Genomic DNA, 14306 nt, shown 5'->3' on the forward strand with positions numbered 1-14306 from the left:
TTTTTTATACCCTGTTTATTTCTTTATCCGGAGAATGAATAATTGCCTGTAAGATCCAGGCGATCACCATCACCAGAAAGCAGCCTGCCAGGTTAAGCCACAGGTAGGGCATTACTTCAAACTTGTATAAGAGAATAATTATGGCCTGGGTTATTAGTGCAGCTATAAAAACTGCATTGCTTTGGACCCGTTTGATAAAAAATGCCAGCAAAAATATTCCTAATACGTTGCCGTAGAAGATAGATCCAATGATATTTACCAGTTGGATCAAATTGTCGAAAAGGCTTGCAAAACTTGCGAAAATAATAGCAATTATTCCCCAGCCCAAAGTGAAAATTTTAGACATCCTCACAAAATGTTCATCTGTTTTTTCACTTCTTACATTCCTTTTATAAAGGTCTATGGTAGTGGTTGAACCCAGTGCATTTAACTCAGATGCCGTAGAAGACATGGCTGCGGAAAGTATTACCGCCAGCAAAAGGCCAATTAAACCGCGGGGGAGGTTGTTCAGAATAAAATGAATAAAAACATAATCCTTATCATTTGTTTCTACCGTTTTATTGGAAGCCTTTATCAATTCCCTGGCACGTTCCCTGTTTTTAATTTCTGAAACATCGAGAGCTCTCATTTTATCAAGATAGGTTTCATTTTCGCTCAAAGTGGGATCTTCCAGGCTTTCTCCAAACCTAATTGCAGTAAGTTGTTTTTCATCCTGCAGGGATTCATTGGTTTGCATCAATTCGCGGTACTCAGCCCCATATTCAGAAGCCAAAACAGCCTCCTGCGCAGCAGGGTTAAAATTAAGCGGGGCCAGATTGAACTGATAAAAAACAAATACCATAACCCCCACCAGTAAAATAAAGAACTGCATGGGTACTTTCAGCAGTCCATTGAAGATAAGCCCCAGTTGCATTTCCTTAACAGATTTTCCTGTAAGGTAGCGCTGCACCTGGCTTTGATCTGTTCCAAAGTATGAGAGGGCCAGAAAAGTCCCTCCTATGATCCCCGACCAGAAAGTGTAGCGGTTTTCAAGGTCAAAAGAGAAATCCAGAATATCCATTTTTCCATTGGCTCCTGCTATTTGGAGTGCATTGGAAAAAGAAATATTATCTGGCAAATAACTTACAATAAGGAAGAATGCGGCAAACATCCCTCCAAAAATCACAGCCATTTGTTGTTTTTGAGTAACATTTACCGCTTTTGTACCCCCGGAGACTGTATAAATAATTACAAGCACCCCAATAAGTATTGTAAGGGTATTTAAATCCCAACCCAGCACAGCCGACAGAATAATGGCCGGGGCAAAAATGGTAATTCCCGCAGCAAGCCCTCTTTGCACCAAAAACAATAAAGCGGTAAGGGTACGGGTTTTAAGGTCAAATCTTGTTTCAAGATATTCATAGGCTGTAAAGACATTCAGCTTATGGTAAATAGGGATAAAGACCATACAAATGATCACCATTGCAATGGGCAACCCAAAATAGAACTGCACAAACCCCATCCCGTCATGGTATGCCTGGCCGGGGGTTGATAGGAAGGTGATGGCACTTGCCTGGGTTGCCATGACCGAGAGGCCAATGGTCCACCAGTGGGCATCTTTCCCGCCACCTATATAATCCTTTACATTTTTGCTTCCACGTGTCTTATAAACGCCGTAAGCGGCAATGAAGATCAATGTTCCCAGAAGTACTACCCAATCTAATAAATGCATCTAGGAGTAAAATTTCATAATTATGTAATAAAGCAGAATATAAACGGCATTTGCAATTAAGACCAGGGTATAGGACCTCTTCCAAAAATATATTCTGTGTTTCGCCATTTACTTTCCTATTGAAACCATATTAGCAAATAATCTATAAGCTCCCGGTACCCCCTCCGGAAACTGCCTGAAAAAGCTTATACCCGTATAAATAAAATATCCCTTCCCATGTTTGGCCACAAGCAGGCTGCCTTCCGTGGGATTTTCATTTGTATCATTCATAGAAAGTACCGGGGTAAATTCGGGACCCCAGGAATCGGCAAAATATAATCCGCGTTCCTGCACCCAGCCTTCAAAATCCCGGCTGCTTAATTTGTTAGGGTAATTTAAAACTGGATGAGCGGGATCCTTAAACCTAACTTCAGAATCTTCTTCGGTCACCCTGTCCCGTGATAAATTGAGGGGGAAAGGAGCCAGGGGAGAGGTCACGAGGCCGCGGTTTACATTGTATTGCACGATTAAGGTTCCACCATTTTCCACATATTTAAGCAACGCGGGTTGCGAGAATTTTAAAGCATCTATGGTATTATAAGCCCTTATCCCCATGACAACAGCATCATAATTCTCCAGAGAGGCCGAGGTGATTCCCGCGGGATCTATTCTGGTGACCCAGTAGCCAATTTGCTGTAAACTTTGAGGGATAACATCTCCGGCGCCATCTATATATCCTATATTCTCACCTCTTTTTTCGATATCAAGCTTTACCACTTTTGTTTCGGCAGGCACCACAAGGGTTTGCTCTGGAATGTGATCATAACTTATCTTTATGATCTCTTCAGAATATAGTTTGCCATCGATCTTAATTTGCGGGATTAGGACAGCTTCTTCCTGTCCTGATGGAGGTGTTATGCTGAAATTTACAGTAACCGAACCCCCTTTTTTCGCAATCTGGAACCGGTTTTCCTCCGGAACTATTTTCCAGTTCCCCGGCACTTGTAGTGTAATTTCCCCTTCAACATTATCACGATATGCCGTAATGTTCACGGAAATACTTTTCGTTTGCCCGTTGGCAAAAATGAGGACCATTTCCCTGAAAGCTGCAGAGACCGGCGGTACTATTTCAAAAGGCTGATACACTTCTCCTTTGACGGGATCGTTATATTTAAACACAATAGCCCTTTCATAGGGGATGGAGACCCCGGCCATGTTCAGTGTGAATTTTGCCTTTACGCTTTTTGGATTTTGAGGTAGCCCCACGAGTTTTTGATCCTCAACTTCATAAAGGCCTATACTTCCTTTTTTCCTTAACCAGTAGGGAGAAGTGAGCCCTGCTTTTTCTCCGGTTTTAAGAGTAGCCTGTTTTTTCCAGGAGGAATTTTGAGCGAGGGCCACCCCCGGTTCCAGTTTGGAATTGTTTGGCTCCAACTCTACGGAAACCAAGGTCATTGGAAATTTACTGCGGTTAATTACCTCAAGGTTGATCCCGGTTTCAGAAGCAGGGGTGGTTGTTGGCGAAACTGCCACGGCCTCAAGGTAGAGTCCTGCTGCAGAGGCAATAATTTCCTTTATTTCTTCCAGTTTTATAGTTTTCCAGTGGGATCCTTCCAGTTTATTAATAAGGGAATAAGCCTGTAAAAGTTTTGGCAGGCTGGCAGATGGGTCTCTGAAATTATATTCCTTTTCAATTGTAGTGATGAGGTCTCCTATGGGGGCACCAGTTTTCACCCTTTTCCAGGAAGTGTCAATTCCTGCAAACAGATCTTCTTTATTCTGTGGCAGGTCTCCTTTTATTAGTTCAAGGTATTCCACCTGTTCTCCCCGGCTTCCTGTAGACCCAAACCCCTGGGATTGGTGTTCACTGCGGCTAAGGGCCGCAATTTCAGGGTTAGAAAGCCCTTTTGATGGAAAATAGACTCCTGTGTCAAATTTGAGCAAGTTGGATTTATCTGCCTTTTCAAATTCTTCATCACTTCCATAGAACCAGGGAGAGGTATTGAAGAATAATCTTTTTGGGGCAAAAGTATCTGTGAACTTAAGTTGTTCAGCAAAAGCTTTGGGGTCTCCTGCCAGGTCAAAAGCCTCCACCCCCAACAGTGCTGATGCGGTATGCTGCCCATGGGTTTCCCCGGAAGTACGGTGATTAAACCTGTTAATTACAATATCGGGTTGGAGGGTGCGCATTGCCCAAACCACGTCGCTTACTACTTTATCTTTTCCCCAGAATTCTAATGCTTCTTCCGGAGTTTTTGTATATCCAAAATCAATGGCACGGGTAAAGAATTGTTCCCCTCCATCTATGTCCCGCGCCGCCAGAAGTTCCCTTGTCCTTATTATTCCCAGCTGTTCTTTTAATTGGGGCCCAATAAGATTTTGCCCGCCGTCTCCCCGTGTGATGGAAAGATAGGTGGTGCGTGCTTTTACTTCATTTGCCAGATAGGAGATCAACCGGGTATTTTCATCATCTGGATGTGCGGCAATATATAATACTGAACCAAGAAAGTTCAGTTTTTTAATGGCCTCATGAATTTCAGCCGAATTTAATTTAGCAGGCGTTTGGGCTCGCGCCGTTGTAAATGACAGCACGAATATTAGAACAAAAAATTTATACATTTGAAGGTTTATTATCCACTTTTCCAAATATATAAACTTTAAGCATGGTTTTACGGTTTTATATTTTCAAAACTTTAAAGGCTGTCCTTGCCTTCATCCAGGTAGACATCCTTTTGCACCAGCGTAACCGCTTTTTGAAGGATTAGGTTGTTCGGGTAAGTTGTTAATTCTCCATCATCATCGCGAAGATGCAGGTGAAAGGCCTTAATATCTTCTATAACAGCTTCAATAGGCATATCCTTATCGTGGATCCTTATTTTATCGCCAATCCTGTATGGAAAAGAAAAAAACATAATTATTCCTGAAGTTATGTTGCTCAAGATAGACCAGATTGCAAATAAAGCCACACCAATAACCGCAAAGGTTGAAGAAAATATTATGGCAATTTTGTCCGGCCCCATTCCCCAGGCAAAAGAGAACAGGAAGAAAGCTATAAGGAAAATGAGAATGTTGATATATTTAAACATCAACCTGGTACGGGTAATATTGATCTCACTTCGTTTTCCCACTTTATGGGCAGCGGTTCGCAGAATTACCTGGAGGATTACCAGGATTATGATTATGGCTACTGTATAAGCCAGCTGCAGTTTATAAGTAGTAATTAGCTCAAGCATTAATTTAAATTCAGAGTGTCGCGTAAAGGTAAATCTTTATTGGAATTTTTATTCCAGTAGGCCGATTTAATCTGTGCCATTTTGGAACCGGTGGTTTTGTGTTCCACCCCGTCCCTTAAAATTATTTCTTCCCATTTCTCAATGCTATAGGGAAAATTTGGATCGTGCCAGATCCTTAATTCCCTTTTTAATTCGGGATATTTTATTTGATACACACTCCATTTTTCATCCTGAAAAAATTCTCCCTTTGCGCTATAGGCTTTGATATCGATATGTGCCAGCCGTATAAACTGCATTGCCGGAATAATTTCAAATTCTCCCACCGGCAGTTGATTTGGATCTACCCGCAACTGGGTCCATAATTCGTTTTCCAGGTAAGTGTTGGAAAGAGACAAATTTTGATCGGCCTCCTTTTGAAAATAGGAGTGAGAAACCAAATCAAAACCTTTCCGGTTATTTAACTGCATATAAACCTGCCCGCACCACTCCTGAATAGAGGCAGTTATTTTAAGGGCATGGGAATTGCCTTCCAGAGGATAGAATGTACTTTCCATTATGGAATAAGGGTAGATGCCTGTGATAAAATTTTTGGTGGCGTTTAGTTTAAGGACCGGAATATTCTCTTGATTCTGTGAATCGGCTTTAACCTGCAGGTCTGGCACAAAATCCTCTGTCACATAAATAAGCACCGCGGTTCCTTCACGGGCTTCGCTATATCTGGATTGTTCCAGTTCATAGGTGGTGATCTCTGCTTCTCCGGCAAACCAGTAGGATTTAAAATTTTCGGAAAGCTGCCTATCCGGTAATAAATTTTTCTCTTTGATATCGCTCTTACAAGCGGTGAAGAAAATTGCCAGGCCAAAAGTATATAGCAGAAAGCAGAAACTTTTCTTCATAAGGGGATTTTTAATAAAATTACAAAAAATTACCGGGATGCGATCTCGAGCAAACTTTTATAAACCATATGGGTTGGAAGCCCCACAACATTGAAATAACTGCCCTCAACCCTGGTTATCCCAATTAAACCTATCCATTCCTGGATCCCATATGCCCCGGCTTTATCAAATGGCCGGTAATTTTCAATATAGTATTCTATCTCTTCCCGGTTTAATTTTTTAAATGTTACCCCGGTAGTGCTGTGAACGGTTTTTTGAGACCTACTGGTTGTAAAACTTACAGAAGTGATCACCTTATGGGTAGTTCCTGAAAGTGATTCCAGCATTTCAATAGCTTCGGCAGTTCTTTCGGGTTTCCCCAATGCCTTGTCATTGTGCCAGACTATGGTGTCGCTGGTAATAAGAATATCTTTTTCCTTTAACTCCTTCAGAAAAACTTCTGCTTTAAGTTCGCTAAGGTAATTTGTTATTTCTGAAGCTTTTAAGTGAGTTGGATAAACTTCTTTAACAGGGCGTAGGTCTATTGTAAAGGGGATGCCCATTTCCTGAAGAAACTGATGTCTGCGCGGAGAACCGGACGCCAGAATTATTCTGTATTCTTTTAATTTTTCTTTCAGCATACTTACAATAAAATAAAAGGGTAGAGGCCTAAGGATACCAATCCCAGCACCATAATTATTTTCAGGATCAGGCTTAGGCGGGAATAATGTCCTTTTGTGGTGCTGTTAAGTACTGTACTCAAAAAATAAAGTAAGGGTCCCACTATAAGGAAAAGTGCATAGAGCACTGCATATAAATTTGTGAACAGGTAATTATACATATAGTGCACAATAGCAACCAAAGGAATAATTCCAACTGCAAAGATGATCTTGTTGGTCCTGGATTTTCCAAGAGCAATGGGCAAAGTATTTCTCCCGGCATTGTAATCTCCGGTAATATCCTGTTGGTCCTTAACCATCTCCCGCAACCAGTTAATCATAAATGCAAAGAATGCATAATCCAGTAAAATGGAAAAAATAATAGATTGTGTTTGTTGGTTTTGCGCGGTTATAGCCGGCAACAATTCATATAACCCCATTATGATGATCACCATGGCCACCAATGCAGAGATTACGATATTCCCTACTACAAGAATATTCTTTAAATAAGTGGCATAAATATAAAGCAGGGCCGAAATTATAATAAACAATGCCGAAAACCCCGGTTTTCCTATAATATTGGAAAGATAGAATCCAATTCCCACTCCCAGTACACTTAATATTATGTAGGCGGTAAGAGCGGCTTTTTCTGATATCTTTTTACCAATGATTTGCCTGGTGGGTTTATTAATGTGGTCTGTATCCAGATCATACACATCATTGATTATATTTCCTGCAGCGGCAATGCAAACCGTAGCTAAACACAAAAGAAAAAATTCAAACGTGCTTAAACTAGTGCTTATACCAAAAGTTTCAAACAGGGCATATTTTATTAAAACCTGGGTTCCAATAATGAGCAACAGGTTTGGATACCTAAGCAGTTTTAAAAATTGATATAGCATTGAATGAAATTAATTTGAGACAAATTTTAAACCTACCAGTGAAATTAGTAGGGTTGTAAGGAAAAATAAACGCCAGAAATGCACAGGTTCTTTAAAGATCCAGATTCCCAGGAGAACAGTTCCCACAGCTCCAATTCCGGTCCACACCGCGTAAGCCGTTCCAATAGGAAGGGTTTGGGTGGCTTTGTACAATAAGCTCATACTAATGGTTAAAGCAACAATAAAAGCTATTAGCCAGAATGTGCGGGTACTGCCGGTAGAAAATTTTGCCTTTCCAAGGCAAAATGCAAAACCAACTTCGAAGAGACCTGCAATTATCAAATAGACCCAATTCATAAAGCGTCCGGGTCGAGTAGCCATTTTCCCTGTACCTTCATCACCTGCTCAATTATATCGCGTACACAACCTGCACCACCCTTTTTATGGGAAACATAGCGGCTAATTTCTTTGATCTCTGCCGCCGCATCCTGGGGGCAGCATGGCATTCCCACCATTCTCATCGCATAAAGGTCCGGGATATCATCTCCCATATACACTACATTCTCCTTATTGATGCTGTAAATATCAAAGAATTCATCCATTGTTTCTACCTTGTCTTGTATCCCGAGGTAAATATTGGTTATTCCAAGATCTCTTAAGCGTTTTCTTACCCCTTCATTATTCCCTCCCGAAATTACACAAACGGTAAATCCTGCCTGCTGCGCTGTTTTTAAAGCATATCCATCTTTGATATTCATGGTGCGCAATAATTCTCCGCTTGTGCTTACCTGTATGTTACCATCTGTCAATACCCCATCTACATCAAAAATGAAGGTGTCTATATGGTTTAAATATTCTTTATAATTCTTTTCCATGTAGGTTTTGAATTGATTGGGTTATAAGTGAATAAATTGTTTGTTGATCCCCTGTAAGCAGCTCCAGGTGTGACTGTATCACCTGGGTGTCATTTCTCTTTGCCGGCCCGGTTTGGGCTGCCAGAGGACTCATACCGGTAGCCTTCACTGCGGTTTCCAGGATAAGAGGGTGTAATATTTCAAAGGGAATGTTATTCTCTTTACATATAGCTTCTCCTTCAGAGTATAAATAATTGACAAAATTACTTACAAACACGGCGGCTACATGAAGGGATCTTCGTTGTTCGGAATTAATCCTGAAAATTTTTTCAGAAATACTTCCCGCCAATTCTTCCAGTAACTCCAGATCCTGAGGATTAGTAGCTTCCAGGCAAATGGGTATATTTTTAAAATCTACCTTTTTGGTTTTGGAAAATGTTTGAAGCGGATAAAAAATTCCTTTTCTGTCTAAATTTTCCAGTGCGTCTATAGATACTGCACCTGCGGTATGTACCACCAGGGCTTGCCGAAATATTAATTCTTTAACCAATGGTAAAATGGCGTCATCTTTTACCGCGATAAGATAGATATCTGCAGGTTTTACCTCTTCCATTTTGGAGGTAGTATCCACTAAAGTTTGAAAAGGGACCAGATTGGCAGGTGTACGGTTATAAACCTGCACCACCCGGAAGTTCCGCGTGTTAGAAATTGCCCTGAATAAATGGGTTGCTACATTCCCGGCTCCAAAAAGCACGATACTTTTCATCCGGCTAAAATACCAAAAAAATTGGCGTTTAAAATTAACATTCGTTCTTTACCGATTAACCCTCAAATCACCGCCCTTATCCTTAAATTTTGTTAAATTTGCAGCGTTTTAAAGTTAGCATAAATGCAAAATAAAATAGCCTCTGTCATATTTTCTACCCGAATAATGGCAGTCTTGTTCATTGTTTTCTCTATCGCAATGGCTTTAGGGACCTTTATAGAAAGCTGGTATACCATTGAAACCGCGCGAGTAATGATCTATAATACCTGGTGGTTTGAAGGGATCATGGTATTTTTCGTGATCAATTTTGCGGGAAATATATACCGCTACCAGTTACATAAAAGGGAAAAATGGTCTTCCCTTTTAATCCACCTTTCCTTTGTTCTTATCCTGGTGGGTGCTTTTGTGACCCGATATATAAGTTACGAGGGAATTATGCCAATACGTGAAGGAGAAACTACCAATGCTTTTCTTTCAGAAAAAACCTATCTCACCGCGTTCATAGATGGGGAGATAGATGGCGAACCGCGCCGCAGGGTGATCGAAAAACCGGTCTTGCTTGCCCCGGAAACTGAAAATAATATTTCCATTAGTACCGACTATAACGGGCAGCCCGTGGAGATAGAAGTAGTTAATTTTATTCATGGAGCCAAACAGGGAATTATCCTGAGTGAAAGTGGTGATAATTACCTCCAAATAGTGGAAGCCGGAGATGGCAACAGGCACGAACATTATCTAAAAGAAGGCGAAGTAGCTAATATTCATAATGTTTTATTTGCATACAACAAGCCTACCCGGGGCGCGGTGAATTTTACTATAGATGAAGAAGAGGCTATTTATCAAATAGATTCTCCTTTTGAAGGTGATTATTTAAGAATGGCAGATCAAATGGAAGGCCAACTAACTGCCGATAGTTTACAAACTTTCCAGTTGAGGTCGCTTTATAATATTGGCGGCATGCAATTTGTTGTTCCCGAGCCTGTATCGCGCGGGATCTATGACATTATTCCTACTGAAACCAAAGAGCCGGGCCAAAGCAATGCAGTTTCTTTAAAAGTTACCACCGGGGGTGAAGCTACCACCGTGAGTATGTTGGGAGGAAAAGGAATTGTGAATCAACCGCAACAGGTACAGGTAGGTGGCCTGGATTTTTATCTAAGTTATGGCTCCAAAGAAATGGAATTACCTTTTAATATAAGGTTGGACGATTTTATTGCCGAAAAATATCCCGGTACAGAAATGAACCCAACCCCAAGTTACTCCTCATTTAAAAGTAAGGTTACTATAGTGGAGCAGGACGGTGAGACCTGGCCGTATGAGATCTTTATGAACCATGTGTTGGATAAAGAAGGGTACAGGTTTTTTCAGGCTTCTTTTGATCCCGATGAAAAAGGTACCGTACTCTCTGTAAACCATGATTACTGGGGCACCTGGATCACCTATATTGGATATACATTACTTTATCTGGGATTAATGTTGATTTTATTTGACAGGGGAAGCCGCTTTGGTAAACTTAAAGTTATGCTTGATAAAGTTAAGGACCGGAAGGCAAAACTTTCTAAAGTAACAGCCATCCTTTTCTTTGCCTTATTAAGTTCAACCGCATTTGCACAGGATGATGATACAGACCATTCGCACGTAAAGACCAATAAACAACAGGTAGATTCTATTGTAAAGGCGATGGTGGTACCTGCAGAACACGCTGCAAAATTTGGAAAGCTGGTGATACAGGATGCCGGTGGCCGAATGAAACCAGCCAATACTTTTTCTTCAGAATTATTGAGGAAGTTGAGCAAAAAGGATAATTATGAAGGATTGAATGCCGATCAGGTTTTACTTTCCATGACTGAGAATCCCGCATTATGGTATAACACTCCCATAATTTACGTAAAACCGGGAAATGACAGTATAAGACATATTACAGGGGTAAGTGAGGATCAAAAATACCTGGCAATGACAGATTTCTTTGACAGGACGGGTGTTTATAAATTGTCTCCTTATCTTGAAAAAGCTTATCAGGCTGCGGTACCAGACCAGTTTCAAAAAGATTTTATTGAAACCGACAGGAAAGTGAACCTTTTATTCTATGCCCTTCAGGGAGAAATGCTTCGTATATTTCCAATTCCGGGCGATGAGAATAATACCTGGGTTGCATATTCTAAAGTAGCCGAATCCAATTTTACAGGAATGGATTCTGTGTACGTAAGGCAGATCCTTCCGCTTTACATGAATTCCCTGCGAGGCGCAAGGGAAACCGGAGATTATACTCAGGCAAATGAACTTGTGGAGAGCATTACCGGTTTTCAGAAAAAATTTGGAGCAGAAGTAAGGCCTTCACAGCAGAAGCTGGATGCTGAGATCCTGTACAATAAATATGATATTTTCCGAAACCTCTTTATGCTATATATGCTGGCAGGTTTGGTAATGCTGGTATTTGTTATCATTCAAATTTTTAACGATTCCAAAGTGATTCGCTGGCTGATTGGTGGGAGTGCAATTTTAATTTTACTATTATTTGTGCTACATACTCTTGGCCTGGCTGCAAGATGGTATATTTCCGGGCACGCCCCCTGGAGTGATGCCTATGAATCTATGATCTATGTTGCCTGGGCTACCATGTTCTTTGGACTCGCCTTTGGAAGAAAAAGCAATCTTACCATTGCTTCTACTTCCTTTGTAACGGCGATGATCCTTATGATTGCACACTGGAACTGGATGGACCCTTCCATAGCCAATTTACAGCCTGTGTTGGATTCATACTGGTTAATGATACACGTTTCTGTTATTGTAGGAAGTTACGGCCCATTTACCCTTGGATTGATCCTGGGAGCAGTGGCGTTATTGTTAATGATCATGACTACCGAAAAGAATAAGGTAAAAATGGACCTTAATATAAAAGAGATAACCATTATTACCGAAATGGCTTTAACCGTTGGGCTGGTAATGCTAACCATTGGAAATTTCCTTGGAGGCCAGTGGGCAAATGAAAGCTGGGGAAGATATTGGGGCTGGGATCCTAAAGAGACCTGGGCCTTAATAAGTATTATGATCTATGCCTTCGTGATCCATATGCGACTGGTACCCGGATTAAGAAGCAGGTGGTTCTTCAATCTTATGGCCATTGTTGCCTTTGCGAGCATTATGATGACTTATTTTGGGGTAAACTTTTATCTTGCAGGATTGCATTCCTATGCAAGTGGGGAGAAAGTAATTACACCAACCTTTATTTATTATTCCATAGCGGTAGTAGCAGTACTTGGAGCTTTATCCTACTGGAAGTTTCAGAAATATTACAGCAAGGAAAAGAAAAAACCGGCCGTAAAGGAAAAGGTATAATAAGATATAAAAGTGAGGAGGCATTCCTTCTATATGGCTTTTGCCTTCCCTTATATCAACTTAATATAAATATAAAAAGGTCCTGCTTTTATGAAGCAGGACCTTTTTGATATTAATAAAAACAAGAAGTATTTATTTAAGGCCTCCCACCATTTCTTCCGGCCTTACCCATTCGTCAAATTCTTCCTTTGTAACATATCCAAGATTAACGGCTTCTTCCTTAAGGGTTGTACCATTAGTATGAGCAGTGTTGGCAATCTCTGCTGCCTTATAATAACCTATTTTGGTGTTCAATGCAGTTACCAGCATCAGGGAATTGTCAAGATGCTCTTTTATTCTCTGGTAGTTAGGTTCAATTCCCTGGGCGCAATGCTCATCAAAAGAACTACACGCATCTCCAATAAGTTGCGCACTTTGTAAAAAGTTTGCAGCCATCACAGGTTTAAAAACATTCAGTTCAAATTGACCCTGCATTCCACCAACGCTTATTGCAACGTCGTTGCCCATTACCTGCGCGCATACCATAGTTAAAGCCTCACATTGAGTAGGATTAACCTTTCCCGGCATAATTGAAGATCCTGGTTCATTTGCAGGAATATTGATCTCGCCAATTCCGCTGCGGGGACCTGAAGCAAGCATACGAATATCATTTGCAATTTTATTCAAAGCAACTGCAAGTTGCTTTAAAGCCCCATGCGATTCCACAAGGGCGTCGTGAGAAGCAAGAGCTTCAAACTTATTTGGGGCTGAGGTAAAGGGCAGATCTGTAAATTTTGCAATAAACTCGGCAACTCGTTTGGAGTAACCTTTTGGGGTATTTAATCCTGTTCCTACAGCGGTTCCACCCAAAGCCAGTTCGCTTAGATGAGGCAGCGTGTTTTCAAGTGCTCTTATCCCGTAATCCAACTGGGCTACATAACCACTAAATTCCTGTCCCAGCGTTAGGGGAGTGGCATCCATAAAATGGGTACGACCTATTTTTACAACCCCCTTAAATTCTTCCGATTTCTTTTTAAGGGTATTTCTAAGTTTTTTTAATCCGGGCAATGTTACCTGAACCACCTTCTTATAGGCTGCAATGTGCATTCCTGTTGGAAAAGTATCATTGGAAGACTGTGATTTATTAACATCATCATTTGGATTTAGTGTTTTTTCCCCTTCGCCAATGGTTTTTCCTGCAAGCTGATGAGCACGGTTTGCTATAACTTCATTCAGGTTCATATTGCTTTGGGTACCACTTCCTGTTTGCCAGATTACAAGCGGGAATTGATCATCGTGTTTCCCGGCAAGGATCTCATCGCACACCTGGGCTATATAATCCCTTTTTTCTACCGGCAGCACTCCAAGTTCACAGTTGGTGAAGGCTGCAGCTTTTTTGAGGTAGGCAAATCCATAAACTATTTCCAATGGCATGGAACCGGGGGCTCCAATCTTAAAATTATTTTTAGAACGTTCGGTTTGGGCACCCCATAATTTATCTGAGGAAACTTTTACCTCGCCCATGGTATCTTTCTCTATTCGGTAGTCCATAATTATTTTAGATTAGATTACAAATTTACAAGTTCACCTTTTTTAATCCTTTAAATTATATACAAATTTTCATTCTTTTTTTAATGCATTCCCGGTATTCCTAAAAATACTATTGATCTTTTTTGTTGAAAAATTTAAAATTTATTGGCAGATGATATTAAGAGTACTTATCTTTGTTCTGATTTTAAAAAATCCTGAGAAATTATGTTTGAATTTGATCAATACCTCGGCTTTTTAGCCTTCCTTATTATTATCACCATGGGATTTTGGCTGATGATATTTTTAATGGCCATACTTCCTTACTGGATTGGCGGGTCTATTGCCGAAACTCTTAAAGAGAAAAAGGAAAAAAGACGCCGGGAGAAAGAAGCAAAAAGGCTTCAATAATTTCTTCAGTGAAAAATTAAGTACATATTTTTTTATCAAATAATCACAAGAACCGGGTTTTCCCGGTTTTTGTCGTATAAAAAAAAGGTTGTTCG

At 40.6% G+C, this 14306-nt stretch carries 12 protein-coding genes; 2 read left to right on the forward strand and 10 right to left on the reverse strand.

The window, feature by feature from the left end; all coding sequences use genetic code 11:
- Nucleotides 1–4: 4 nt before the first annotated feature.
- From FK178_RS03460 to FK178_RS03500, 9 genes are all read right to left on the reverse strand, one after another.
- Nucleotides 5–1711 carry a sodium:solute symporter gene (locus FK178_RS03460; RefSeq protein WP_146831027.1) on the reverse strand — a complete coding sequence of 569 codons (1707 nt, stop codon included), beginning with the start codon at nt 1709–1711 and terminating at the stop codon, nt 5–7.
- Nucleotides 1712–1819: 108 nt separating this feature from the next.
- The gene (locus FK178_RS03465; RefSeq protein WP_146831029.1) at nt 1820–4309 is read right to left on the reverse strand and encodes a PIG-L family deacetylase; all 2490 of its coding nucleotides are present in this window, start codon (nt 4307–4309) and stop codon (nt 1820–1822) included.
- Between the two features lie 74 nt (nt 4310–4383).
- Complete coding sequence (locus FK178_RS03470) at nt 4384–4923, reverse strand: mechanosensitive ion channel domain-containing protein (RefSeq protein WP_146831031.1); 540 nt, start codon at nt 4921–4923, stop codon at nt 4384–4386.
- Nucleotides 4923–5819: a septum formation inhibitor Maf gene (locus FK178_RS03475; protein WP_168194551.1), complete on the reverse strand. Its 897-nt coding sequence runs from the start codon at nt 5817–5819 to the stop codon at nt 4923–4925. Before FK178_RS03475 ends, FK178_RS03470 begins: the two co-directional genes overlap by 1 nt.
- 29 nt (nt 5820–5848) lie before the next feature.
- Nucleotides 5849–6439: a Maf-like protein gene (locus tag FK178_RS03480; RefSeq protein WP_146831033.1), complete on the reverse strand. Its 591-nt coding sequence runs from the start codon at nt 6437–6439 to the stop codon at nt 5849–5851.
- A 2-nt stretch (nt 6440–6441) separates the two neighbouring features.
- Entirely contained in the window at nt 6442–7359 is a 918-nt protein-coding gene (locus tag FK178_RS03485; protein ID WP_146831035.1) for a geranylgeranylglycerol-phosphate geranylgeranyltransferase, read from the reverse strand.
- A gap of 9 nt (nt 7360–7368) precedes the next feature.
- Entirely contained in the window at nt 7369–7695 is a 327-nt protein-coding gene (locus FK178_RS03490) for a DMT family transporter (RefSeq protein WP_146831037.1), read from the reverse strand.
- Complete coding sequence (locus FK178_RS03495; protein WP_146831039.1) at nt 7692–8213, reverse strand: KdsC family phosphatase; 522 nt, start codon at nt 8211–8213, stop codon at nt 7692–7694. The genes FK178_RS03490 and FK178_RS03495 overlap by 4 nt, the downstream gene beginning before the upstream one ends.
- Nucleotides 8197–8958 (reverse strand): Rossmann-like and DUF2520 domain-containing protein, encoded by a 762-nt coding sequence (locus FK178_RS03500; protein WP_146831041.1) that lies wholly within the window; start codon nt 8956–8958, stop codon nt 8197–8199. The genes FK178_RS03495 and FK178_RS03500 overlap by 17 nt, the downstream gene beginning before the upstream one ends.
- Nucleotides 8959–9081: 123 nt before the next feature.
- Here FK178_RS03500 and ccsA point away from each other — a divergent pair, with 123 nt between their 5' ends.
- Nucleotides 9082–12294 carry a cytochrome c biogenesis protein CcsA gene (ccsA, locus tag FK178_RS03505; protein WP_146831043.1) on the forward strand — a complete coding sequence of 1071 codons (3213 nt, stop codon included), beginning with the start codon at nt 9082–9084 and terminating at the stop codon, nt 12292–12294.
- A gap of 132 nt (nt 12295–12426) precedes the next feature.
- Here the strand turns inward: ccsA and fumC are convergent, their stop codons facing one another.
- The gene (fumC, locus tag FK178_RS03510) at nt 12427–13824 is read right to left on the reverse strand and encodes a class II fumarate hydratase (RefSeq protein ID WP_146831045.1); all 1398 of its coding nucleotides are present in this window, start codon (nt 13822–13824) and stop codon (nt 12427–12429) included.
- Between the two features lie 204 nt (nt 13825–14028).
- On the opposite strand from fumC, the gene FK178_RS03515 reads away from it, so the two are divergent.
- Nucleotides 14029–14211 (forward strand): hypothetical protein, encoded by a 183-nt coding sequence (locus FK178_RS03515; RefSeq protein WP_146831047.1) that lies wholly within the window; start codon nt 14029–14031, stop codon nt 14209–14211.
- Nucleotides 14212–14306: the final 95 nt, after the last annotated feature.

Source organism: Antarcticibacterium arcticum (genome assembly GCF_007993795.1).
Taxonomy (GTDB): domain Bacteria; phylum Bacteroidota; class Bacteroidia; order Flavobacteriales; family Flavobacteriaceae; genus Gillisia; species Gillisia arctica.